We start from the raw sequence: 25454 nt of genomic DNA on the forward strand, positions 1-25454 counted from the left end.
TCTTCACTCAAGTAGTTAACATGGGGCTGCCGCGCGGCGATTCCTTGACGCCGCGTATTTCATTGTCGCGCAGGAACAGGAATCAAGAGACCAGTACGACGTTGAGCTGAACTACTTCAAGTGGTTGATGCGCTATGACAGCCGCAATCTCAAAGCACTTGCGCACTATCGCGGAAGAAGCTCAGGACGCGAAAATCCAGATTACCGATACACCGATCGATCGGACCCGAACGAAAACGATCTGTGGGTATCAGTCCAGTTGATGGGCATGGTCGGCTTCCACAGGGGGCGCATTCGATTCGACGTGCACCCTCGCCTAGTCCCACAAATCCGTGACCCAAAAAAATCCCACTGGTTGAGCTTGCGTATATCGACGGCTTTCACACGCAGCCTAGCGCGCGCGATCTATGACCAAGTCCTTCCTAGTGTCCAAATGGCCGAACGGAATGGGTACCGCTGGAAGACATGCGCAACTGGCCCGGCAAAATGGGAGCGAACGCCGCCATCTTCAAATACTTCAAGCGCGACTGGCTAGAACCCGCCGTGCGTGAAATAAATGAGGTGTCGGACATCGAACTGTCCTATGAGACTAGGACCGAGTCCAGCACGTCGAAGAAAATCGACCGCATAAGGTTCCTGCTGAAGCGCAAGGATACCGCGACGCTGCGCTGGCCAGCTTGGCTGACGCCAGCCACTTGTACAAAATTCTCAAAGAAGAATTCAACCTGTCTACCAATCAGTTCAGCGAGATTTCCGAGAACCGCGAAGTCTGGACCGATGCACACATCCAGCAGGCCGTCGAATACACGCGATTCAAACTCAATCGTGACAGATAAAAAGAAGTCCCGCCGGCTACCTGATGCGAGCCCTACGCGATAACTGGAATGTCTGAAGCCGAGCGGAAGATGGTCGAGGTTCAGGCGAAGCTACTTACCGAAGAAACTGCGCGGATGTCATAAAAACCGAAATCCAGAGTTCGGTTGCACGCAGCATCGCTTCGCGCGAAGAAGAAGTCCGAGCACGTATGAACGAGGAGTCGCGTAAGGGCCGCGAACACTTCAACGCGGCGGACGCCAAAACCCGCAAGGAACTGGTCCGCGCATGGGTTGCGTCGCGGGAGGGCAAGCTGATGCTGCGTCGTATGAAGCTCGAGGCCGCGACTGTAGCGGAAGAGGATGTCGTCGCGAATACGGAACTGGTTTGGTACTTGGGGCAATTCGTATTCGGGCGCATGAATTCGTCTCGCGCATCGGCGTGAGTCTCAGCATGAGCACCTGCGTGTTTCTAAGCGGTTCACTGTCGCGAGCTTTTTGAATCACCGGCGGCCTTGGGAATGTCCGCGTCGGATGAACTTTGAGCCACCGCGCCTATCGAGCTTTGAGCCGGGGTGGAGACGGCCTAAAGAAGGACCGGTTGTGGATAAGTGTATGGGTTTGCGGAGTGGTTGTCCTCCTTCGTATGAGGTTGTATTGAGGAGTGGAAGCCGCCTCTGGCTACACGAACCTGTCCGCATTTTTGTGTGCGAGGCGGTTAGCGGAGTTACCCGCGTGCGTTGGTAAAACGCTCACCAAACAGAATAGCGAACTGGTTCATGGCGGAGGACCAGTCGAATGCCGCCCGTACAGACTTCGCCAGCACGTTGCGCAATGCCAGCCACAGTAGCTTGATGGCGGCCTCGTCGTTGGGAAGTGGCCGCGGGTCTTGTCGATTTCATCCGTGGTGTAGACGACACGGCGTATGTCGGGCGGAAACACGAAGAACGTGTGTGACGTTCTCCCAGGCCCGTCGCCACGACTGCACGATGGTCGGATACTTCGCGCCCCATGGCCCTTCGGCAAAGGCCTCCAGGGCCTGCTGCGCGGCCTGTTCGTTCGCGGCGGCATAGACGGACGCAGCGCTGCGGCGACGCCTTTGCGGTCCTTGTAGCTGGCGTATTCCAGGCTGTTGCGGATCAGGTGCACGATGCAGGTCTGCACGGCCGTGCGCGGGTACGCCGTGCCGATCGCCGCGGTCAGCCCCTTCAGGCCGTCGACCACCGCGATCAGGATGTCCTGGCAGCCCGGGTCTTCAGTTCATTGAACACCTTCAGCCAGAACTTCGCACCTTCGGTCTGCTCGATCCACAGGCCGGGCACGTCGCGCGCTGACCGTCGGCCTGAATGCCCAGCGCCAGATACACCGCCTTATTGCTCACCACACCGTCGCCACGGATCTTCACGCGCAGCGCGTCGAAGACACCCACCGGATACATCGGCTCAAGTGGACGGCTTTGCCAGGCAAGCGTTTCGGCCATCACCTCATCGGTGACCGAACTGATGAAGTCGGGCGAGACCTCGGTGCCATAGCTTTCGGCCAGAGAAACGCCTGGATCTCGCGCACGCTCATGCCGCGTGCGTACATGGCAATGATGCGTTCGTCGAAGCCCGTGAAACGGCGGCTCGTGCCAGGGAATGCAGGATCGGCTTCGAAGCGGCCTCACGGTCGCGCGCAGATCGACCCGCACGGGGCCACGCTCGGTGATGAGTGTCTTGCCGCTGGCGCCGTTGCGTTCATTGGTCTGCTCAGCAGGCTTGGGCTGGCCGGGCCGGTAGCCCAGATGCATGTTCATTTCGGCGCCCATCGCGCGTTCGATGGAGCGCCTTGTTGAACGCCAGCATCAGGTCCTGGAACCTCGGCGGGCGTCATCGGACCCTTCACCAGTTCATCCAGCAGCGCTTCAGGCAGTTCAGGCAGCGGCCCGCGGCCGCTGCCTGAGACGCGACGGTGCGTTTCTTTTCATCGGCATATCCATGACCTTGCTCCCTCATGATATGCCCCGCCCACGAAATTACGGATAGGTCCTGATCTCGTCGACGAACCGGCTATGAAGATAAGTGCCTTCATGGACCGGCCGACCGGTGTGCGTCGAGCTTGGGTCGACCGCCACCTTCATAGAACACACCACGTAAATCGACGTGGCACAAAAGAATGTCGAGTGCGCAGGGAGTTTTGGTTGTCCGCGAATTCCTTCGATAGTCGACCCCAACGCAGAAAGAAGCGGGTGTGCCATTCAGCCCACGGCTGGATTCACGTGAGCCGAACGCAAGGTCGTCCGGACTTCAGTCATCGTCGATTAACGATTCCCGGCGGAAAATGCCCTCGTCGAACTGCGAAGCTGTTGTTACGTCCGAGCTTTGCAGACCCTTTGCGCGCGTTGCCGCATTCGCGCAGAGCATCGAGACGTCGCTAGAGTTCCTTTTTGCAATAATTGACAATATCGATGTAAATCGAAAGTTCATGCCGGGGATATTACCGTTTGGCAATAAAGACCGTGAGCCGGCTCACGTCCTAGGCGCCAGAGCGGGACCTCCTGAACGAAAACCTTCGACCTGTTGTGGCTCCGTCGCGTCATTGGATGTCGGCGGCCGTCGATTTCAAGAGGTGAAAGGCAGGGCTTTTTTGTGAAGCTTTCGACATTAAGGCCGTTAGCCGGCTCCCCCCCAAATCGTAGCCAAGTGATACGTCTATAAAGCGCTCGAAATTCGCGTCTCTTTTGCATGATTTCCTTCCTGCCCGACGCTGATTCAATTGAGTCGGCACAAATGATCGACCGTCATCTTTATTCCGCATAAAAAACAGATAGCGCTCTCGACAGCGCCAGGTGGAATATTCCGAAGAGGACCCAGAGGGAATCATCTTCGATATGGGCGCGCGTAGACAGCGTCAAGCAGCCGCGGCCGGTCAGCGACAACTATTTTGGCCGGTCAACGGGTGTAGTTGTCGATGGCTAATTCATAGTTGTCGCGCCTCCATCGTATTGTCGTCGGGTAGTTGTCGCCGGCGCGCGCTCTGTTGTCGCTGGCCTTTTCGACGGCGGATAAGCTTTCCACATTCAGTTCGAAGATCGTCGAAGTGATGCACGAGCCGGTCGATGGGCGCGACCGTCATGCCGGGGTCAGGGAACACGTCATTCCAGCCCGAGAACGGTTGATTGGCCGTTATCAGAAGACTTTTACGCTCGTACCTCTCGGCAATCAGTTTCGAAACAGCACGCTGGTCTCGGCCTGGTCCTTGCGCGCGTATGACAGGTCATCAAGGACGATGAGATCGAAGCGGTCGAGCTTGGCCAGCGCAGAAGGCAACTGCAGGCTCTGGCGTGCCGCCTGCAGCTTCTTGGACGAGTTTCGCTGGTGCGCGTGAACAGCACGCGGTATCCGACGTCGATCAGGGCCGTGCCCGATGGCCGAACCTAGATGGCTTTTCCCGGACCCCAGGCGAACCTGCAACACACTGCCCATCAATCATTGCGACGATGTCGTTGTCCGCTATCCGTTTCACCCGCGCTTCGGCGAGCGCGTTAATGTCATTGGAATGAATCGCTATCGAGGCGAGTCGTACCTGATCATCATGCAACCCGATGGCAACTCGCGCTCATCTTCCGCCGTGGATGACCGGCGAAGCAGCAACTCGCAATGTTCTATCGTTGTGCAAGCCGGAATTACCGCATCGGGGCGTTGATCGAACTTCAACGCCTGGTCAGCGCCGCTTATCTTCTTCAGTGTTGTCAACGCACAGGGGATACGTGTGATGCCGCAACAGTTGATGGTGCAGCACGATCTGTTCGAGGGGAGCAGCGAGGAAGGACCTCGCCCGCAGAGGTGGTTAGCGGACGTAGTGGCGCAGTTGACACTGTTGATGCAGTCGGTGATCGATGCAATCGAGTGGAGGTGCGCGATGAACAAGATCCGCGCTGAGCATCTCTCCGCGCCTCGCCTATGTTATCGTTCGTCAGTCGACCGTGGACCAAGTGCAGCATAATCGTGAGAGCCAGTTACGTCAGTATGGACTCGCCGATCGTGCCCGCGTGCTCGGCTGGCCTGAGGTGACGTCATCGATGACGACCTGGGGCCGCCTCGGGCTCGGGTATCCATCGGGCCCGGCTTCGAGCGCTTGCTGGCCGCCCTTTGGGAGCGGCGCGGTGGCGCAGTATTTCTGTATCGAAGCGTCCCGGCTCGCGCGCAACGGGCGTGACTGCACACGTTGCCTCGAATTCTGTCGGCTTCGTCGGAACCGATCCTGGTGGATGAAGATGGTGTATATGATCCGCGCGAGCCTAACGACCGCCTGCTGCTGGCATGAAGGGCACGTTATCCGAGATGGAACTCTCGACGTTTCGTCAACGCTCCAAGCCGCGCTGGATCAGAAGGCCAAGCGCGGGGGAGTTGTTCATGACCGCACCGATTGGCTACATGCGTGTTTCCGAACAACCGCATCGAGAAGGATCCGGATCTACGTATTCGTGAAGCGCTCGATCTGGTGTTTCGGAAGTTTTCGCGAGTTTTGGTAGTTGAGGCAGGTTTTAATCTGGTTTCGACAGGAGCGCATTGAGCTACCGGCGGCAAGCTATGGCCCGGAGGGCCGTTATATTGTCTGGAAACTACCGGTCTATAACACCCTGTGGCAATGTCCTGACGAATCCCAACCTACGGCGGGGCATACGCATTCGGCAAGACCAAAGACGATTGTGCGCATTGAGAGCGGTCGCAAGCGGCTGTACAGCGGCACCCACGTCAATCGCGAAGAAATGGCAGGTCTTGATCGTCGAACACCACGCGGGATACATTAGCTGGGACGAGTACGAGGAGCAATCGCAAATTGATCACCGACAACGCCAACATGAAGGGCAACATGGTTCGGGGGTGCGGTCAAACGCGGCGGTTTTGCTGTTGGCCGGTCTCATCCGCTGCGGCCATTGCGGTCGCAAACTGCACGTCGCGTATTCAGGCACCAAGGGCGACCATCGGCCCGCTATAAGCTGTCAGGGCAGCATGATCAATCATGGCGGCCCACCGCTGCATCTCGTTCGGTGCGGTGCGCGTAGACCAACGCGTCGCTGAGGGAAGTTCTACACCGACTTGAACCATTGGGCATTCGCGCATCGCTGGACGCCATTGAGCGCAAGCGCCTGAGTGAGGATGAGCGAGTCCGGCACAAGGAACTGGCGCTCGAACAGGCACGTTATGAAGCTGCTCGGGCGCGTCGGCAGTACGATGCGATCGATCCCGATAACCGGCTGGTAGCCTCCGAGCTTGAGCGTCGGTGGAACGACGCGTTGGCAAACACAAGCGCAGCGGCAGTGCGAACTGGATGCGCTGCGCGAGCAGCCTGCAGACTCACTCAGCGCCACCGCGCGCGACGAGCTCATGAGATTAGGAACTGACCTGCCCAGGTTGTGGAATCACCCTGCCAGTGCCATCGAGATCAAGAAACGTATCTTGCGCACCGTGCTCAAAGAGATTGTCGTCACCAAGCAGGACCACACCATCCGGGCGCTCCTACACTGGCAAGGGGGCGATCACACCGAGCTCGAATTTGAAACGAACCGGACCGGTCAACATCGCTGGGCCACTGACGTCGAAACGATCGACATCGTTCGAGCCTTGGCGAGAACGCTTGCAGACCAAGGCATCGCTGCTGTCGTTAATCGTTTAGGCAAACGCACGGCGAAAGGGCTTTCATGGACAGCGGCGCGAATTTGTATCTTGCGCAAAGACCATGCGATAGCCGCTTATCGCGAGGGAGAGCGGCAAGAGCGCAATGAGCTGAATGTGACGGAAGTCGCGGCGCTATTAGGCATCAGTACACCGACCGTCTTCCGGCTGATCCGCATCAAGCGATTGCCTGCCACGCAGGCGTGTCTTGGCGCACCGTGGATTTTACGGCGCGTCGATGTCGAAACGTTTATCACAGCAAGAAGTGCCATCGAGGGTCCGCAATCAGCTGACCCGAATCAACTATCCATTGATCTTCAATAACATAGGGAGGTGAGCATTATGTCTCGTGTCCGGGTGGCCCGAACAGAAGGACCGTGGCGCCTTTCTCCAGCCATGACTCGCCAGTGGCCAGCGCCGTGACATGGGCCTTCGACACCATTGGCACGGCGCTGAAGTCGAAGGTGGCGAGCGTCTTGGTCGGGTCCATCTGCGACTCGGTGCGGTGCCGCTCGATGCGTCGTTTGGCGCGCTCAGCCAGCTCGTGCTCAAGCAGTGCGCCAAGCAGTCGCGTGGCCTGCCAGCCTTCCTTATCCGAGCGCTCGGCGAACTCGGGCCACAACCTGCCGATCGTTGGCAAGCGCAGCTCGTTGAGCATCAGGGCCAGGCGGCCACCATCATGTGCGGGCGCGTTCATGCTGCCATCTCCTCGAGCAGTTCGTCATAGACGGCAACGGGCGGCATCTGAACCTCCACCTCAGGACACGAGGCCTCACGGGGTGCGTACTGCTCACGCAGCGCCTTGAGATCGGGCAGCTTGCCGGCTTCCAGCAATACGTCAAGCTGTCCGGCCAGTACGGCCTCCACGCCGTGCAGGCCGGCGAGTTCAAGCAGGCCAACCATCGTCTTGCATGCTTCGCGTTGCGACAGGCGGGCGTCGAGTTGTTCCCAGGTCCGGCGGTAGGCCTCGCGCGGGAACAGTGCGTCACGAAACGCGAGCCCCTTGAATGCCTGCGGTTTGCGCTTCAGGGAGCCAATGAAGTGGCGGTAATCAAGCGCGTGACGGTTGTCGTGGGCACGGGAGCCCCGTGCGGTGCTGTGCACCAGCACGCCAGACAGGTAGCAGTCGAGCCGGTCGCCGTAGACGCGCACCTTTAGCCGGTGACCAATCAGGCGCGACGGCGCACTGTAGAGGATGCCGCGCACCGTGAACGTGCTGCAGCGGGTCACAGGAGCCTCCTCCTCGACGAAGTCGGTGGTACGGTACTCCGGCAGATCCTGAAGCTGCTGGCGCTCGATACGGAACGCGGCTGCGTTGCGCCGGTTTCGACGCATCACCTGCTCGCGGATGAATTCATCGTAGGCGGCACGATCAGCGAAGTCGCGATGGCCACGAAGCATCAAGGCCTGATCGACCGCATCCTTCAGATACCGGTGCGAGGATTCGACACTCCCGTTCTCATGACCCAGACCGCGATTGTTGCGCGTGCCCTGCATGTCGTAGTGATCGAGCAGCGCCTTGTAACGGGTCGTGAAGTCCTCCTTCTCGCTCAGGTTCTTGAAGGCGGCCGACAGGCTGTCGGTGCGATGCTCGCGCGGGCAACCTCCCGCCTGCCACAGGGCGTTCTGCAATCCGGTTGCGAGGGCCTCGAAACTCTCACCGCCCTCCACCACGCAGGCGTACTCCCAGCGTGAGAACGCCAGCACGAAGTGATACAGCCGGTGCTCGAACGGTGCGCCGCCAATCGTCACGCACAGCTTGCTCATATCGGTGAAGTCCGACAGCCCGCGCACGCCGGGCTGATGCTCCTGGGGGAAGAAGATCTCCTGACTGGGGCCTTCAAGTGCCCGCCATTGATGAATGCGCCGCTCCAGCGTGCGGCGCATGCCGTCGGGATAGCGCTCCGGGTGATCCTCCTGCAGCTTGCGCAGGATTGTGATGCCCATCAGATGGGGGGCGTTACGCAGTAGCGGCATGATCTCGCTGTCCCAAACATCGGCGAACGGGTCGGGACGGGTGCGCCAGGACCGCCGGGGCTTCTGGGATGGCAGAGTCGCGTCACGCTCGATGCGGCGTGCGCTACGCACGCTTATTCCAGCCTTGGCGGCCGCGACTTCCTGCGGATGGTGTTTGCGCTTGTTCATGTAAAGGCGAACCTGTTGGTCGGTAATGCGGGTTCCAGACATGAGCTGATCGCTTCTTCTTTAGGAATCGATCAGCCATCCTATTGCCCCGCCGACGCGGCGCCGCCGGTGGTTCGTCGTCTCCGGCGGCTACGCCGCCTGCGACCCCTCACCACCGGCCAAACCAATCGTCAACGACCGGCCGAGATAATTGTCGCCGCCCACGCGCGTCTGCGCACTGAAGCGAATCACTGGAAGCTATTCGCCTTCTTTCTGCTCTTCGTTGCCGGTGGGGCGGTGTACACCCGGAATCCGCCGCCGTCCGTGGTTAAAGCTTACGGTGTGTCTTCCGACGCTAACGGCCATGCGGTTGTCAGACAGTTGACGGCCTATAAGCCGGATGACCAGGCGATCCGTACCGCGTTGAAAGAGACAGTAGAGAGCTGGTTCACGATTGAGCCAGTACTGACAGACGATATCCAGGCTTCGCGTATGGCGCGAAACATCAATGCCGTCAAGGCCATGATGGTCGGCAATGCGCGTAACCAGTTCGCCGACTGGATCAAGGCCGACGCTCCGTTTCAGGCTATCACGCTCAACCCCAAGCTCGTGCGGGAGCCACGCGTCTTCAACGTCGCATTGCTTGAGGACTCGACGGCGGTCGTTGAGTTCACAACCAGCACGACGCAATCACCAACGGACAAGCCGGTCGTGCAGAAATACGCGCTGACTTTCCGCTATCAGATCGTCCCGCCCACTGCCGAAGACGCTCTCGGCCGCAATCCGTTCGGGCTCTTCTATCCGTTGTTCTCCATGCAGAAGACCCAATGATGAACGCCAGCCGAACGCTTGTCTCACTGGTGGCCGCCGCGCTGTGCCTTGGCGCTATGTGTCAGTCCGCCAGTGCCGCGAGAAAAAGCGGCGCGCCGTCGGGTGCGTCGTTCGATATCGCGAACGCCATGAGCGATCCGATGAGCCCAGTTAATCCCTACAACGCTGGCACCGATCCGGTCACGATGCCCGGTGATGCGCGTATGGCGGTGTTCCCGTACAGCCGGGATCAGATCTACCGGATCATGACCGCGCCGTTGAAGAACACGACCATCGAACTCGCGCCCGGTGAGCGGCTGACCACGGACCCAGCGATGGGCGACTCGGTGCAATGGATCGTCGACACCGACGGAGGCAACCATGTATTCGTGAAGCCGATCAAACCCGGCCTCGTCAACACGTTGCACCTGACGACGAACCTGCGCGAATACGATATGACGCTTGTCTCGTCGCCGATGGGCGGATTGTTCTATCAGACCGTCCGCTTCAATTACCCGGGCTCCTTGATGGCAAAGGTGCGTGCGCGCGAAGAGGCCGGCTATGAGTCACGTGACGGACAAAGCTCAACTAACGATTCCGGTCCCATTGGCGTGTCTCCGGACAAGCTGAACTTCGATTACACCGTTTCTGGCTCCGCGTCGTTTCGGCCTGAAACAGTGTTTGACGATGGCAAGTCTGTCTGGCTGCGCCTGCCAGCCGACGCCCCGTTTTGCGTTCCGATCGTGAAGGATCACGGTGATGTCGTCAGCCCGAACTTCATCCGCCGCGGGCAATACATCGTCATTCAGGAAATGGCGAAGGAAATCGTGCTGCGCGCGCCGAACGAGGAAGTGACCATCAAGCGCGGGCGTCCGGGCCTGTTCGGATTTTGAGCTGAGTTATGGCCAACCAGAACGGACAACCGGATAGCGACCGGGCGACGATCGTGAAGGGCAAGTCGCCGCGCAATGTGCTGATCAGTGCAGGCGTGGTGGTGGCCGTTGTTATCGGCGCGCTCGGCTTCTATTATCAGGTGCAGGAAGGCAACAAGGCCGAGGAGGAAGCGAAACTCCAGAAGAAGGCCAAGCAGGCCGAGATTGTCGACAAGTCGAACAACACCCAGGATCTGAACAAGACCATCGACGACCAGATGGCTGCGGCTCGCCGCCAGGCAGCGTCGGAAGCTCGGGCTGCGGCGCCGCGATCGCAACCGGCCGGAGGCACTGGCGCATCACCGGCGCTGAACGCCGATACGTTTCTCGGCGATCAGCACACGGAGCAGGCGAAGTCGCAGGCCGACTCAGACGCGGTCTTCGCCTCGCCGATATTCCGCGCTGGCCTGAAGGTCAAGGACACCGGCCCCCAGCAGGCACCGCAGATCCCGGGGATCCTCACCCCTGCGCAGGTCGCCGCACAACAGGCCGCGGCGCAGCAGGCGGCAGCCGGCTCGGTAGGTGACCGGGTGGCAGCTGCGCTGTCGGCTGCTGGCGTTGGTGGACAACAGGGTGCGCGCGCCTACTCGAGTCAGAACCACGACGGCGCCTTCATCAGGAATGCCGCGACTCAGTCCGGAGACGGTCAGGACTTCGCGCGTACCGGTTTTGTCGGGCAGGCGCACGGCTGCGTCCTGTCGCCCCCGCATCACATCCCGGTGCTGTCAATCGAAGGGCTGAATTCGGACCGGCCCGGCACGGCTGCGCTGGTCGTCGAAAAGGACGTCTACGACAGCATCCGTGGCGACTGCCTGATGATTCCGAAGGGGAGCATGATTACCGCCCCCTACAGTTCCGACATTCAGCCTGGCCAGGAAAGCATTCTCGTCGCCGCTACCGAGATGCGTCTGCCGAACGGCAAGCACGTGCCGCTGTTCGGCGCGCAGGGCGCCGATGCCGATGGGAAAGCGGGCTTTTCCGGCGACGTCAACAATCACTTCCTGAAGATCTTTGGGACATCGTTCCTCGTCGCGGTCCTGCTGCGCAAGTTTGACGGCGGTGACACCTCCACAACGACGGGGCCGCTTGGCGTCACGCAGGTCGGCAGTACGGCGGGACAGGTCGCTGCGACAACCGCGCAGTCCGTGCTCGACCGCTACAAGAACATCCCGCCGACGATCACCGACGAGCCGGGTGAGCGCCGTTTCATGTTGAAGGTCAATCGCGACATTTACATGGAGCCGTACCGTGATCAGTAAGCGATCTGCTCTTGGCTTGCTGATCGCGGTGTTCCTTCCGGTCGCGCATGCCGCAACGATTGAAGAGGTCATTAGCCCGACCAGCGTTGTGCTCGCCAACGGCACAGCGCGGACAATTGCGGCGATCGATGGCAAGCCGGTGTTCTATTGCGGGCTTCAGGCCTTCGAATCGTGGGCGGCGCACCTCGTTGGTCAGCCGGTCGGGAGCAATCCGGAGACCGGGATCACCGTGGCGGTGGATGCGCGCGGGGTTTCGCTGGCCCGGTTGCTCGTGAGCAAAGGCTGGCTCCAGCCTCCGACGCTTGATGAAGAAGCACAGGCAGCTAGCACGGAGAGACGCGGAGGTTGGGCGTGCGCGGGCGCGGTCGCGCCGTTCGAAATCATGCACAGCAGTGTCGATCCGAAGGTCCTCGCGGGTATCGCGCTGAACGAATCGGGACTCAATGGTCGGGCTTGGCCGTGGACGTTGAATATTGCCGGGCGAGGCTTTTTCTTCAAAACACGCGAAGACGCCTATCGCGTGGTGATGTCGTTGATCGCGCACGGCCGCAGCGACTTCGACGTGGGGATCATGCAAATAAATTGGGGATACCACGCCCGGCGATTCGCCTCGCCGTGGGATGCCCTCGCGCCTGCGACGAGCATTCGCGTTGCTGAAGACATCCTCAACGAGAACTACAGCAAGACGCATTCGGTTGCAAAGGCAATCGCCTACTACCACAGCGCCAATCCGGTTCCGGGCCAGGCGTATCTCGCGCGCTTCGCTCGACACCTCAATCAGATCCAGGCCGGACTATGAAGCACACCGTTTCCCGCATAGCCTTCGCGTGTGCCGCGCTCTCGGTGGCGATCGCGTCGCACGCTGCAAACACCGACCCGTTTGACTTCGATTACGAGATCGCCGGTGGCATTGCCGAGCGCCCCGCGCTCATCTTCAACGATGGATCCAAGACATACATCCAGCCGCGCGCCGGCCAGGTCATCACTGCCGCGGGCGGTCATCAGGAAGGGCCGTATGTTGTCGTCGACGGTACACCCGAAACGATCACGTACACGGTGGCTGGTCGCTCGGCCAGCGCGCGTTGGACCAAAGCAAACGCCTTTATCGGCGCCGGCGCACGCGGACCACTCGCAGCGTTGCGTGACGACCAGCCGGCTGCGTTCGACGGCTTCACGAATCGACTTGTGCTGATCGGCTCGCACGGGTCGCTTGAGCCGGTGCGTGTACTGAACGGCTCGATGCCCGTCGCGACGATCGTCAAGGCGTTGGTACCGCAAGGTTGGACTGGCGCTGCGCAGAAAGATGTGGATCTGACCGAAAGCACTGGTTTCGCTACCCGGGCCGGCGAGAACTGGATGCAGGCACTTGATCGCCTGATGGCGCAAAGCGGCCTCTACGCCGACGTCGATTTCACGGCGCGTCATGTCAGATTGCATCGTGAAGCGCCCAAGTCCGGCGCGCTCAATTACGCGGCTGGCCAGAAACCGCCAGCAGATGCGATCGGGCAAATGGTTGCAGCCAGGGAAGGCGCGGCAGGCGGCTCAGTCGTACCTGCGCCGCAACCCTCAATGCTCGCGCAGTACTTCGGCGCACAGGCGATCCGCGATGGCGACGACACGCACACCCAGATCCGGTTCGCGGCAAAGCCTGCAACCGAACTGACGTTCAGGACGCCGGAGGGTCGGTCGCTGCATCCGAAATGGGACGACGGTGCTCAAGTAGTGACGGTCGAGCGCGCCGGACGCATGCTCGTTTCCGATGGTACGCGCACGGTCCAGGTGGGCCGGTCAGCGGGTACGGTGTACGACTTTGATGCGGCGAGCGCAGCGCATCTTGAGGCGGTGTTCGACCGCGACGGCCAGACGTTCTTCAAGTTCGCCGACTCCGTCGTCCAGGTGCATGTGAGCGACGTCAAACACCTGGGCTCCGGTGAGCAGAAGGGCCGCTACTACATGTTCAACGGCACGGCCGACCAGTTCATCGTGACGGCCGATGGCACCACCGTCAATGTCACGCGCCGTCACGACGTGAAGTATTTCGAGCGTCCCGCTGCGGGCGCTCCGGCGACAGCGTCCGCCACGGCTGCGGTGGCGAAATCATGATGCGCGTGATTCCTGTCCTCGTTGCTGCCGCTCCTGCACTGTGCGGGCCGCTCGCGCACGCTGACTGCCTCGACGACGCTGCCGCGTACCGGCATGTGAGTACGCAGCTTGTCCATGCGATTGCACAGCACGAATCGGGGATGCGTGCGAACGCAGTGAACCTGAACAGCAACGGTACCGAAGACATCGGCCTGATGCAGATCAATTCATCGTGGCTTCCGCGACTCGCGCGTTACGGAATCCACCGTCAGGATCTTTTCAACGCGTGTGTGAACGGCTACGTCGGCACGTGGATTCTTGCATCGAACATCCGGCAGTTTGGGCCTACATGGAAGGCCGTCGGTGCCTATAACGCGGTCTCGACACAGAAGCAGCTGATCTACGCGAACGCCATTTATCGCCGCCTGCAGCGGCTGGGGCAACAACAATGAATGTGACCATCGAACGTAATGACCCGGTGTGCGTAATCACGCGCGTTCTCGCAGTCATGCTCCTGCTGGCCGGACCCGGATGGACGAGCGCGGCGAACGGCCCGGGTCAGTCGCGCGTCGGCGCGCCCGCTGGTGACGGCTGGCAGGTTCTGTCCAGTGTTCCGGCCGCCAATGTGTCCGGCGAGCCGCCCGTTGTCGCTGCCGGCGCTTCGACCTCGCCCCTCACTGCCGCCCCGCCGTCGATGGCCGTGGCACCGGTTGTTTTGCCGACAGCGACAGCGGCTTCCGGCGGTGCGCTGACATTTTCCGTGTCGCCATCGGATCGCAATCTGCGCAACGCCCTCGACCGCTGGTTGCAGACCCAGGGCTGGCAACTCGCGTGGAAGGTCGACGATGACCTGCCGCTCGAATTCAACGCAACGTTTACGGGCGACTTCACGTCAGTGCTTGTTCAGGTCATGAAAGCAACGAACCACATGCGCGTGCCAACCCGCATCTGCCGTCATTCGAACAACGTCATCCGCGTCGTGGCACGCGCGGCCAACTGTCAGGAGTAACCGATGCGCCACGCTTTCATGTTGAGGACTGCCATTGCGGCTACGTGCTCGCTTGTCATCGCAGGCTGCGCTGTCACGCAAGGCGATGTCAACTCGGCCTACGACTCGGCCAACAGCACGGCGAGTGCTGCCATGAATAATCTGCCCGGCTCGATGGCGCTCGTTGAAGATGTGCCCACGGCGTTTCTCGGCGATCGCCTCGTGCCGGTCGCGTATGAAGCGACGCTGCCGGCGACGTTTCGCGAAAAGCGCATCACGATGCCCGCGAACCTCGACATCAACCAGATCGCTAACCTGGTTTCAGCCGCAACGGGGTATTCCGTTCATCTAAGTCCCGATGTCTTCGTGCCGCGGAGCTCGCTCGTGCCGCGCGAGGGTGGATCGTCGGATGGCAAGTCATCGTCGTCACCATCGGGTGGAAACGGCACGAACAACTATGAGAAGCCGGCTTATGCGCAGGTGTTTGACGGCCCGGCGGGCGAGTACCTGACCCGCATGACGGAGGACCTGGGGCTCGACTGGTCGTTCGATGGCTCGACCATCAATATCACGCGCTTTGTGACCCGCATGTACCAGATCGCCGCGATCCCCGGCAAGGTCTCCATCAAGTCCACCATGTCCAAGGGCATGGACACCTCGACGGGCAATCAGGCGAATGGCAGCGGAGGTGGAGGAAGCGGTGACACGGGTTCTTTCTCGGCTCAGACCTCGACGGGCCGTCAGGGTGAGTTCGACCAGATCCAGTCGATCACTGACGCGCTGAACAAGCTGCGCTCGCCGATGGGCCGCGTTAACGTCAACCCGCAGAGCCGTCTCGTCATGGTGCACGACACGCGCGAGGCCGCAGATGCGATGGGCAAGCTGCTCGCGCAGGAAAACGCGGTATCGACGCGTCAGGTGGCGATCCGCGTGCGTACCGTGCAGATTGCGCTCAATCGCGGCACCCAGGCGGGCGCCAATGCCGATGTCGCGTTCAACGCAATCGAGGGCGGTCTCGCCAAGTATGCGATCAGCTTCGTGTCGCCCACGTCGCTGTCGTCCGGTGGCGGCACGCTCGGCATGTCAGTGTTGCGCCCGAATGCGCCGTTCTCCGGCACCAATGCGGTCATCAATGCACTGAACCAGTACGGGCGCACGGTGCAGGACAACACGCAGACCAAGCTCACCCTCAATGGCCTGCCGGTGTCCATCGCTTCGTTCCAGAGCGACGATTACCTGCGATCGACGACGTCCTCCGCAGGTAGCCTGACGGCAACCTCGGGCGGCGTTCCCGGCCTGAACCCGGGCACGGTGACGACAGGCGACTTCGTCAACATCCTGCCGTCCGTGAACGATCACAACCAGATTGTGCTCGCGTACTGGAGCGACAGTTCCAAGCTGAACGGTCCGTTCACCGAGAAGTCGGTCGGCTCTGGCGAGACGCAACAGACCATCCAGCTTGCGCATACCGTGGGCAGCAAGGACGATCAGATCGTCGCACTGGCCGATGGCCAGACGGTTGTGCTGTACGGCGAAATGACCGATCACGCCGACAGCACGACCAATGGTGGCATCGGCGGCATCACGGGTCTGTGGAACAAGGCGAAGACCTTCCAGGTCATCATGCTGACGGCTTCCGTCGTCCCGTCGATGTGAGAGGCCTCATGCACATCACGGATCCACTGCCGCGCGAAAAGAACGCGCGTCTTGTCTTCGGGCTCGAGTGGCGCGCGTACCCGTCGCGGCAGATGCGGGCGGAACGCCGTCGCTATGCCGATGACTTCGGCGCGACGCACTATGTCGAATACAGGATCGGCAAGGACGTCATCGGCGGCTTCTGCGCGCCGGAGATAGCCGAGCTCAAGGGCGCCAAGCTTTACTCGGGCGCCGCGCGCATTGCGCAGCATGACCGCGTTAAGGGCAAGGCGGCTGTGGCCGTCCTGCTGCAGGACGATCAGCGTGTGCACGTCGTGTTCGTGGTACGCGGGGTCGTGCGCAGCGATGAGGTGCTCACTGTACCGCAGGCCCGCGAGAGGAAGCTCACCATCGAGCAGGAATGTCTGAAGCTGAACCTGCCGCTCACGACGCTCGGCTCCGGGCCGGCCGTGGGAGACGTCGACGAGAGCTTCGGCGCCGCTGCGCTGCTTGATGCGCGCAGAAGCGCGCGCATTGGCAAGGTGCCCGCCAGCGTTCCTTCCATTGTGCCCATCGTGGTTATTGGTGCGGCGCTGATCTTCGGCGGCATCCAACTGGTCGACATCCTCAATCCGCCGCCGCCGCCGGCGCCGCGCGAGCCGTCGTTCGAGGAGAAGTATGCCTCGCAGGTGCGTCAGACGTTCGCCGCAAAGATGCCGCGCGCGAATCTGCTTGCGCCCGCGCTGCTTGCGACGCTCGGCAACAGCGAAACGGTCGTTGCAGGCTTCGTGTTCGAGAAGGCGGTGTGCGGCACACAGGGCTCTTGCGCACTGACGCTGCGCCGGTATGGCGGCAGCTTCGACGATCTTCGTCAGGCGGCCCCTGAGTCGATGCGCCCGCTGCATTTTGATGCGGACGGTCTGCATGCCGGGGCTCGCGGTCCTCAGGTTCCCGCAGTCGCGTTCGTGGCTGAAAAAGACCAAGGCAACTGGCCTACAGAGCAGGGACTGATCGACGCCTTGCAGACACCGCCGCAAAAGCTTTCCGCAAAGCCGTTCGAACTCGACAGCTACGGCTACACCGTGCACATCGAGCCTCCGAAGCCACTTCTTGCGGTTCCGATGGGTGCCAACGATTCCCGCCCGGCGCAGATGATCCGCGTGGGCGAATGGACCATCAGCGGATACCGGTGGCAATCGCCGTTGCTGGCGAGGCTGCCGTCGAACATGACACTGGACACGATGACCGTTGAGCTGAAGCTCGGAGAGGCTGGCGCGAATACATCGCAAAACGGCGGGACGGTCATCCAGAACGGCATCCATTTCACAGCCAGGGGCAAATACTATGTTCTCAACTAAAGTCCCGTCGGCGCTTGCGTGCGCATTGATGATTGGTTCGGTCGCCGTCCATGCCCAGCCGAAGCCGAAGGCGATGCATCCACAGGCGGTCGGTTCACATGTGCCGTCGGCAGACCTCGACCTGAGCACGGAATCTCCGGTGGCCGATGCAGCTGCCCATACGAGCGTGGCCTCGCAGCCTGCAGTCTCTCAGTCCGCAGCGTCACAGTCCGCGACCGCCACGCCTGTGTCCGCTGGGCCTGCGTCGGCAACGGTGCCGGCAGAGTCCCGCCTTTCCATCGAGGATGTGGACCGGATCGCGCGTTCGTCCATCGCGCGGCAACTGGCGGGCAACGGGAGTGCGCTGCCCGGTGGTGTGGCTCTGAATGGCGCCGCTCCGGCGGCGGCGCCCGCCAATGCTCCTGCACCTCCCGTAAATAGCAAACCGGCGCCTGTTCGTTCGCGCGCAGAGCCCGTGCGATTCGTTGGCGCCTTCAGCGACGTGAGCGGGCAGTCCGTGCTCTACGAGTATCGCAATGCATCGTATCCCGCACACGTTGGCGCCAGGCTTCTTAACGGTTGGACAGTGAAGCGCGTCGACGGCTTCGTGGTGACCGTTGCTGACGGGGCGGGAAAGGGCGCGCGTACATGGACCGAAACGATCAGTGGCGGCACCCCCGCGCAGGACGCCCAGCAATCGGGGGCGAGCGGGCTGGCGGTTGGAGGGTTGCCGGATCTGTCGGGCCCGCTGCCGCCGTCGTTGCCTATTTCCGCTGTTGCTCGCTAACAAGGGACGCTGACCATGAGTATGTTTTCTGGAATCGAAAAGAACGAGCCGTCCACTGGCGGCATCTTCGGGCGTTTGCGCGCGTTTCGGGCGGGTTTCTCGGAGGACTCGGCGTCGTCCATGCCGATCGCCGGGGCGGGGGCCGCGACACCAGACGTGGCGGACCGCGAGCCGCGCTTCGCGAGTAAGGCCATGAAGGTGAAAGCCGAACCGGTGGAAGCGAAGCCGGGGCAACCGATGACGCTCGGTATGCGCTTGCGGATGGCCGACATTAGTGACGTCGACGCGCACGAGGACGGCGATCCGGATACCTTGCGTTCAGCGGACGCCCAGATGTTCGGCCAGCATGGGAACGAACTCCCAGCGAGAGCAGACGAGCGACCAGTAGATGATGGCAACGCGAGATTCTCTGCCACTGCTGCTGACGCGGCGCCCGCAACGTCCACGAACGACATCGAGGCAACGGTTGAAGTCGCCGCCGAGGATGCGCGTCGTCCAGCTTATCCGGAGGCTGACCTGCGCGCGAAGCCGGAACTGCCCGAACTGGATGATGGCAATGCATCCGCACCGCTGGCAGACGAGGTGCACGAAATTCATGCGCATGCCGAGCCGGTAGTGCAGCAGGAACCGGAATTGATCCCGGTTGGCCTGCCGCAACTGCCGTCGGCCGAAGCGCTCGCATTCAAGCGTATCCTGAGCGAGCGCGGCGCCGATGCAACGTTGCGCATCACCGATGCGGCTCGCCGTGAGTTCGTGGCGGTGGAAGTGCAGGCCGGTATGGCGATCGTCGTGACGACCCAGGCGTTCCACGAGTCGGCGCTGTACCCGACGTACCTGAAGGATCTCGAACGCGCCGATATCAAGGTACATGAAGAGATGATCGCGAGCGAGGCAGTCATCTCCGCGATCTACGGGCGCGAGCGCAATCGCTCCGCGGCCATCGTCCCGGAAACGTCGCGCGCAATTGGCACGTTTCGCGATGTGGCGGAGGCCGCACATGAATATGGTGCCGGCGACATCCACTACGAGTACCGCGACTTTAACGACGACGTCGAAGTGCGTTTTCGCGTGAACGGTGACCTTTACACCTATCGCAAACTGTCCAAGTCGCTGGTGCGCCGCGCCCTGTCCGCGTCCTATCAGGATCTCGTTGCACGCAACACGAATTCGGGCGAGACATTCCAGCCGAGCGCGCCGCAGTCGGCCATGATCCCGCTCGTTGTGCACACGGACATCCTTAACGTCCGCTGGCAGAGCTCGCCGCTCGTCGGCGGCTTCGACGTTGCGCTGCGCCTGCTCGACGGCAACTTCCGCAATCTCAAGCTGCTGATGCCGGACCAGATGGGTCTCACACGCAGCCAGTTGAAGATCCTTGACTCGTTATGCAACGTGAGTGGCGGGGTATCGATTTTCACCGGTGAAACCGGGTCAGCGAAATCGACACTGCTGCGCGCGCTTTCCTACATGCTGTCGTCGCGCGACCTGCGCAAGCAGTATGTCGTGAGCGAACCATCGGAGTACCCGCATCCGTGGCTGTCGGAAATTTCGATACCGCGCCGGCCGGACGAGTCGGACGAGGACGCGAGTCGCAAAGGGGCAGAGGTCATTCGCACACTGATGCGGATGGACCCGGATGACCTGACCGTCAATGAGATCCGCGACCGCGTGATGGCGGCTCTCGTCGCGGAGCTGGCACTGACCGGTCACCCGGTTCGAACAACCCTGCACGCGGACAGTGCGATCGGCGCATTCATGCGGCTCGCAGGCGGCCGTCTGCAGTTGCCGATGGACGAAATGTCCTCTGAGAAGTTCGTCAACGCCGTCGCCAACCAGAAGCTGATTCCGCTGCTGTGCCCGCATTGCAAGGTTCCCGCGCGTGACGTGCTGAGCGCAACGCAGGTCGACACGCTCGAGAAGAAGTTCGGGCTCGATACGTCGACGATGGCATGTCGCGATGAAGCCGGTTGCGAGCACTGCCGCCTGAAGGGCCTTTTCACCCGCGCGGGCAAGGTCGCCGCCGGTACCAAAGGGCAGACGCTTGCGATGGAGATCTTCCGGCCGACGCTGGAATTCCTCGACCTCGTGGCGGTACGCGACTGGCGCGGCGCGGAGAGGGTATGGCGGTCGACGCGCGTGTCCGGATTTGGCGATGAAGACATGACGGGCAAGACGATCTATGAGCACGCGCTTTACAAGGCGTCGCAAGGGATCATCGACCCGCGCTTCATCGATACGACGATGCGCTCGTTCGACGAATACAAGGTTTTCGCAGACCGTGACGGGAGGATGCCGTCGTGATCAAGGGACTCGTCTACACAGTCTTCATGATGCTGCCGCAGAAAGAACGCATGCGCGTGGCGATCTGGCGTTTCAGCAAACTGCGCGAGGGCTTCTATCGCGAAACGCGGCTTGATGTGGCCGCGAAAGGTCTGCGCAATCGGGAGACGCTGCACGAGCGGCTGACGACGCTGGAGAAGCGCCACCGCAATCGCAAGGGACTGGCGTGGCCGATCTTCCATGCTATCGCCAAACGGATGGTGGCGGGGGACAACTTCGCGAACGCGATGAGGCCGTACATCCCGACCGACGAATACGCGCTGCTGGAAATCGCCGGTGCATCGACGCAACAGGATGCTGCGATCCGTGGCCTCGAACTCGCGGAGATGGCGGCGAACGCGAAAGCGGTACTGGCCACAACGACATCGCTGCAGATGGCCTACCCGGCGCTGCTGATCGTCTACATGTACCTGTACGCGATGCTGTTCGGCGGCACGATCTTTCCGGCCGTTGAAGATACGAGGCCGGTTTCAGAGTGGTCCCCGTTTGCGCAGGTGCTTTATGCGTTCGACAGCTTTGCGTACCACTACTGGTGGCTCAGCGGTTCGATCGTCGGCGGACTTGTCTTCGGATATTTTCATTCGCTCAAGCGCTGGACTGGGCACCTACGAAACAAGGTCGATTCGATGCCGTTGATGTGGCGCAACCGGCGCGATCTGCGCGCCGCTTTGCTGATCGTCTCGCTTGCGGGCCTCTTCGACTCGAACCTCACGCTGCGCGCGTCCCTCGACCGGCTCACGAAGACGGCAGATCCGTGGCTCAAATGGCATCTGAACCGGATGGGCCGCAGGCTCACCCAGCGTCCGGACCAGACGATGCGCGCACTCGACACCGGCATCTTTTCCGAAACGGTGATGGACACCATTGCGGACGCGGCCGGTCGTGACCAGTTCGTGCAGGCGATCAAGTCGCTCGGTCGCAACTCACTGGATCGCGTGGTCGCGACGGTCCGCCGTAACGCCCGCATCACGCACTACGTGCTGCTCGGCTTTGCAGTCTCACTCTTTTTCGTTTTCGGCATCGGGTCGTACGTTGCGACTGGTGCTGTCAGCTTCGATTCGTCATCGTCGGCTGGTGCCAATTACTGAGGAATAAATGAACATGAACAACACGATACCAAAGGCAAGCGCTTCTACCGCGGCGATCTTATCGGCCTCAGCAGAGCGTAAATCGTCACTGACGCGGATGGGCCGCCGCCGCCGGCAGTCGGGCGAACTGTCGCTGATCGAGGGAGCGGCCGTGATGGCTGGCGCGGCGCTGCTCGCGCTTGTCGTCTATCAGGGCCGTTCATTCGTGATGGATCGTATCCACGCCCATCAGTTTAAGAGCGAAGCGCAGCTTATTCGCAGCGGCATCCAGGACGCCACCTCGAGCGACGTCGATTTCTCAAGCGAGACGCAGCAGACGCTTGCGAAGAACCATGCATTTGACTCGGCGAATTCGCGCGTCAACACGTCCACCGGCGCGCTTACGGGGATTTTTGGCGGTGCGGTGACCGCGGTGCCGGGAACGATCGCGTCGACTGATGACGCCATGGTCGTGACGTATCCGGTGCCGAGTACGGTGTGCTCCCTGTCGATCGGTGCTGTCGCTGGGGCTTATGCGAAAGTCACCGTCAATGGGACAACCGTGTACGACCCGAACACGCCGTTCAGCGGTGCGACTGCAGGTACCGCATGCGCTTCGGCGGGTGCGACCGCCAGCATCGGCATGTACGCCACGCACAATAACTAAGGAAGCCGGGGCATGTTCAGCATCGTTGAGATGGTGGTTGTGCTGGTCGCTGCGGCATTGATGACGGTCGTAGGTATCAAGGAGGACGCAGCGAAGCGGCGCAACCAGGTGCTGGCGGCCGAAGGGCAGAACGAGGCGGTCATCAACGCGGCGCTTGGTAACTGGGTGACGAAAAACTACGCGACGCTCACGCAGAACGGTCCGGTTGCAGTGGTGCCTGCGACGGAGCTGCCCACGCTCAACGATCTGTTCACGCAGGGCAACCTTCAGCAACCGCACGCGAATGGTCCGTTCTGGGGCGGGGTGTACGTCATCAGTATGAGCGTCGGACCGTCGACGTGTTCCGTGAGTGCAGGGGACTGCCATGTCACCTACGTGCTGTACCCGTCAAAGCCGGTGACGCGTGGCGGTAATCCCGATGTGATCGGCGCATCCATCATCGCGCAGGCTGGAGGCAACGCGTTCGGCTTTTCGAAGACGCAAAACTCCGGAACCGTTACGGGCATCAACGGTGCATGGAATGCGACCAATCCGCTGGCGGGCAACCCGGCTGCGGTAGTCCTCGCTACGAACGGCCCGACGTCTGATGGTAACTCGGTCTACATCCGGCGAGACGGCGCGCTGACGTGGACCGGTGATCAGAACGTCAATCACGTCAGCCTTCACAACGTCCATAACCTCGACGCGGAAGGCACTATCAGTGCGGCGAACATCGGCGCGACTGCTGCAATCGCGGCGAGCGGGGCGGTGTCCGCCGGTTCGACGGTCAGCGCTGGTACGACCGTCTCCACCGGAAACGTGGGCTGGCCGCGAGTAGCCTGCCCGAAGATAAGCGCGATGACAGGCGCGAGCGACAACTCGGGCCTGATGCTGTCGTGTCAGAACGTGTCGGGTGTTCTGCAGTGGATGCCGATCGGCGGTCCCAAGCTCTGGTACGGCTACACGAACATTCCGGGCGGCGGCGGTACGTACGTGCCCAGTCCGAATTGTCCTGCGGGCGGGACACCGCAACTGGTGGTGTCGGGCCAAAGCATGTACACGGACCCGACTGCCGTCATCAATTACCCAACGGCCGGAAGCGGGCCATGGACGGTCTATATCACGGACGGTAGCGGAAATGTCATTAGCGGAAGTGCCGTCGCGACAACGTTCTGCACTTATTGAAGGGATGGGAAATGAGCTTTATCAAGATTTGCATCAGGGTCGCACTGCTTATTGGCGTTTTGATGGGCGGCAGCGCGGTGATGGCGGGACCGGTACGGTGCTCTGTGAACAATCAGGACTCCACGTGTGTCGGGCATCTCACTACTACATGGCAGACGCCGCCAACGTGTCCTAATCAGCCTGGATGGACTGCGACCGCACCAGCGCAATGGATCGGGTCCCAGTACTCAGCGCCACAGTGCAATTACCAAGCCCCTCCGACTTGTCCATCGGGATACGACCAGATTGGTCCATCATGGAACGGTAGCAGTTGGGTCGGATTGAGTTGCACTCCGCGTTCGCCGCCAGATCCGACCGCAAGCTGCATGGCTAACGTTCCAGCGGGTTGGACAATCAGTGGAAGGACTTCGAATTACCAAAATATGAGTTTTCCCGCAGGTACATCGGGTCTTTTCTTCACTGGCACAGGCGACACATGGGTCGACAAATGCGGAACTTCCCATGTCAACACTGTCTTAATCTGTGAAGTCCGCACAGCCGACAACGGTTTTATCAAATGGGCGCAAGACGTCAACTACAACGTCGGGAGTTGTGGGCATTAGCGACATTCGGATTAAAAAATCCCGTGGGGCCATAGCCGCACGGGATTTTTCCATTTCGCTCCACGCCGAGAGGTCAGAGCCCCGCGTAGTGCAGCTTAGCCGATCACATTGCCCGTGGTGAAGGTGAAGTTCCTAGAGAACGCCTTACCGTTGATCGTGCCAGTGAGGGTCACCGCATAGGTGGTGTTTGCGATCAGCGACGTCGTCGGATAGGCCACCGCTTCGAACGCAGGAATCAGCTTGTTCGGGTCATTGGCCGAATTGAGCACTTGCAGGTTGATGACGTGGCCGTTCGAGTCCGTCATGGTGCCCGACTGAAGCGTGACGACATCGGTGGCGTTACCAGAAACAGCTACCGGCTGCCCAAACGCGCCAGACGTGTTGGGGGGCGTCGGCGTTTCGCCAGTCCCCGTATATGCGACGCCCGTCGTGCCTTGGCACGGGAAGGTCAGGGGAAGATTGCTCCCCATCGTTTGCATGTTAGCAATCGTCATCGACGACAAGATTTGCGGAAACCCGTTGAAGGTCAATTCGGTCCAGCCAACACCGACCTCGGTGACCGGCCAGACGCCTACAGCAATGTGATACACGCCAGACAACCACTCGTTTGCAATCTGCGCACCATACTGAGATTCCGACAGAGTCGCATTTGTGTAATAACCTGCGCTAACTCCGTCGGAATAGGTGATCGAGGCATTCGGAAATCGGAAGTGCACTGCGCGATCAGTGTATGACGCGCCGGTGAATCCCGCCTTGGTGGAATCTTCCGTGTCCGTAATCAGGCCGCCGTTTTGCGCCATGTACGCGGAATGGGCCTGTGCAGCCTGGTCGAGAACGGTGTTCTCAGTGAGAGCCGGAAAGCCGCATTGCTGGCGTTGCTGGTTGATTGTGTTGAAAACGGCCAGTTGTGCGCTTGTGCTTGCGTACTGCGGCGTGGTGACATTGCCGGCCGTTGCTGAGCTAGCCGGGGCCGCCGGCGCCGCACCTGTGACATTGCCATTGCCGCCACCACCGCCGCCGCATGCCGAAAGAGCGATTGCTGCTGCAAACGAGACGGCGGCCAGTACTGAAATATTCGTTTGTTTCATTATTGTGCTTCCTCGATTTCATGTGGTCGTGCCCCTTGCGCGACCTTGATTTCATCTTATAGAGCGGCTACGAAAGTCAAGTCGCCGCTGGTTGCTGAACCTACTG

Annotated in this window: 20 protein-coding genes and 2 pseudogenes; 16 read left to right on the forward strand and 6 right to left on the reverse strand. The window is 61.0% G+C overall.

Features of this window, described 5'->3' with window-relative positions; translation table 11 throughout:
* Positions 1-1258 (forward strand): annotated as a pseudogene (locus B0G80_RS43815) (replication initiation protein); the annotation flags it as partial.
* A gap of 281 nt (positions 1259-1539) precedes the next feature.
* Here the strand turns inward: B0G80_RS43815 and B0G80_RS43820 are convergent.
* From B0G80_RS43820 to B0G80_RS48410, 3 genes and pseudogenes are all read right to left on the reverse strand, one after another.
* Positions 1540-2806 (reverse strand): annotated as a pseudogene (locus tag B0G80_RS43820) (IS256 family transposase).
* Positions 2807-3770: 964 nt separating this feature from the next.
* Positions 3771-4061, reverse strand: a complete 291-nt coding sequence (locus B0G80_RS48405) for an ATP-binding protein (RefSeq protein ID WP_408969584.1) — start codon at positions 4059-4061, stop codon at positions 3771-3773.
* Entirely contained in the window at positions 4013-4276 is a 264-nt protein-coding gene (locus B0G80_RS48410; RefSeq protein WP_408969529.1) for an ATP-binding protein, read from the reverse strand. The genes B0G80_RS48405 and B0G80_RS48410 overlap by 49 nt, the downstream gene beginning before the upstream one ends.
* Positions 4277-6067: 1791 nt before the next feature.
* On the opposite strand from B0G80_RS48410, the gene B0G80_RS46570 reads away from it, so the two are divergent.
* Positions 6068-6793, forward strand: coding sequence for a helix-turn-helix domain-containing protein (locus B0G80_RS46570; protein WP_220377537.1), 726 nt, complete (start codon positions 6068-6070; stop codon positions 6791-6793).
* A 16-nt stretch (positions 6794-6809) separates the two neighbouring features.
* Here B0G80_RS46570 and B0G80_RS43840 read toward each other — a convergent pair whose 3' ends face one another.
* Positions 6810-7166 (reverse strand): ATP-binding protein, encoded by a 357-nt coding sequence (locus B0G80_RS43840; RefSeq protein WP_309568775.1) that lies wholly within the window; start codon positions 7164-7166, stop codon positions 6810-6812.
* On the reverse strand, positions 7163-8656 hold the full coding sequence (gene istA, locus B0G80_RS43845; RefSeq protein ID WP_116120046.1) for an IS21 family transposase: 1494 nt from the start codon (positions 8654-8656) through the stop codon (positions 7163-7165). Before istA ends, B0G80_RS43840 begins: the two co-directional genes overlap by 4 nt.
* Between istA and B0G80_RS43850 the strand changes: the two genes are divergently transcribed.
* From B0G80_RS43850 to B0G80_RS43915, 14 genes are all read left to right on the forward strand, one after another.
* Positions 8630-9424, forward strand: coding sequence for a type IV secretion system protein (locus B0G80_RS43850; RefSeq protein WP_258879278.1), 795 nt, complete (start codon positions 8630-8632; stop codon positions 9422-9424). The two genes, istA and B0G80_RS43850, sit on opposite strands and share 27 nt — an antisense overlap.
* Positions 9421-10296 (forward strand): TrbG/VirB9 family P-type conjugative transfer protein, encoded by an 876-nt coding sequence (locus B0G80_RS43855; RefSeq protein WP_116123977.1) that lies wholly within the window; start codon positions 9421-9423, stop codon positions 10294-10296. The genes B0G80_RS43850 and B0G80_RS43855 overlap by 4 nt, the downstream gene beginning before the upstream one ends.
* Positions 10297-10304: 8 nt before the next feature.
* Entirely contained in the window at positions 10305-11594 is a 1290-nt protein-coding gene (locus tag B0G80_RS43860) for a TrbI/VirB10 family protein (RefSeq protein WP_116123978.1), read from the forward strand.
* Entirely contained in the window at positions 11587-12393 is an 807-nt protein-coding gene (locus B0G80_RS43865; protein WP_116124157.1) for a transglycosylase SLT domain-containing protein, read from the forward strand. The genes B0G80_RS43860 and B0G80_RS43865 overlap by 8 nt, the downstream gene beginning before the upstream one ends.
* Complete coding sequence (locus tag B0G80_RS43870; RefSeq protein WP_116123979.1) at positions 12390-13697, forward strand: TrbG/VirB9 family P-type conjugative transfer protein; 1308 nt, start codon at positions 12390-12392, stop codon at positions 13695-13697. The genes B0G80_RS43865 and B0G80_RS43870 overlap by 4 nt, the downstream gene beginning before the upstream one ends.
* A complete protein-coding gene (locus B0G80_RS43875; RefSeq protein WP_116123980.1) occupies positions 13694-14128 on the forward strand; it encodes a lytic transglycosylase domain-containing protein in 435 nt (144 codons plus the stop codon). The genes B0G80_RS43870 and B0G80_RS43875 overlap by 4 nt, the downstream gene beginning before the upstream one ends.
* The gene (locus B0G80_RS43880; protein ID WP_116123981.1) at positions 14125-14685 is read left to right on the forward strand and encodes a toxin co-regulated pilus biosynthesis Q family protein; all 561 of its coding nucleotides are present in this window, start codon (positions 14125-14127) and stop codon (positions 14683-14685) included. Before B0G80_RS43875 ends, B0G80_RS43880 begins: the two co-directional genes overlap by 4 nt.
* 3 nt (positions 14686-14688) lie before the next feature.
* Positions 14689-16320: a type II secretory pathway protein gene (locus B0G80_RS43885; RefSeq protein ID WP_116123982.1), complete on the forward strand. Its 1632-nt coding sequence runs from the start codon at positions 14689-14691 to the stop codon at positions 16318-16320.
* Between the two features lie 8 nt (positions 16321-16328).
* Complete coding sequence (locus tag B0G80_RS43890; protein ID WP_116123983.1) at positions 16329-17657, forward strand: hypothetical protein; 1329 nt, start codon at positions 16329-16331, stop codon at positions 17655-17657.
* Complete coding sequence (locus tag B0G80_RS43895) at positions 17644-18423, forward strand: hypothetical protein (RefSeq protein ID WP_116123984.1); 780 nt, start codon at positions 17644-17646, stop codon at positions 18421-18423. The genes B0G80_RS43890 and B0G80_RS43895 overlap by 14 nt, the downstream gene beginning before the upstream one ends.
* A 15-nt stretch (positions 18424-18438) precedes the next feature.
* Entirely contained in the window at positions 18439-20721 is a 2283-nt protein-coding gene (locus B0G80_RS43900) for an ATPase, T2SS/T4P/T4SS family (protein WP_116123985.1), read from the forward strand.
* Positions 20718-21848, forward strand: a complete 1131-nt coding sequence (locus B0G80_RS43905) for a type II secretion system protein (protein WP_116123986.1) — start codon at positions 20718-20720, stop codon at positions 21846-21848. Before B0G80_RS43900 ends, B0G80_RS43905 begins: the two co-directional genes overlap by 4 nt.
* Before the next feature lie 97 nt (positions 21849-21945).
* The gene (locus tag B0G80_RS43910) at positions 21946-22494 is read left to right on the forward strand and encodes a type 4 pilus major pilin (protein ID WP_258879302.1); all 549 of its coding nucleotides are present in this window, start codon (positions 21946-21948) and stop codon (positions 22492-22494) included.
* A gap of 12 nt (positions 22495-22506) precedes the next feature.
* Positions 22507-23658, forward strand: coding sequence for a hypothetical protein (locus B0G80_RS43915; RefSeq protein ID WP_116123987.1), 1152 nt, complete (start codon positions 22507-22509; stop codon positions 23656-23658).
* A 697-nt stretch (positions 23659-24355) separates the two neighbouring features.
* Here the strand turns inward: B0G80_RS43915 and B0G80_RS43920 are convergent.
* Complete coding sequence (locus B0G80_RS43920; protein ID WP_116123988.1) at positions 24356-25348, reverse strand: CAP domain-containing protein; 993 nt, start codon at positions 25346-25348, stop codon at positions 24356-24358.
* Positions 25349-25454 lie beyond the last annotated feature (106 nt).

The sequence above is a fragment of the Paraburkholderia sp. BL6669N2 genome (assembly GCF_003387275.1).
GTDB lineage: Bacteria > Pseudomonadota > Gammaproteobacteria > Burkholderiales > Burkholderiaceae > Paraburkholderia.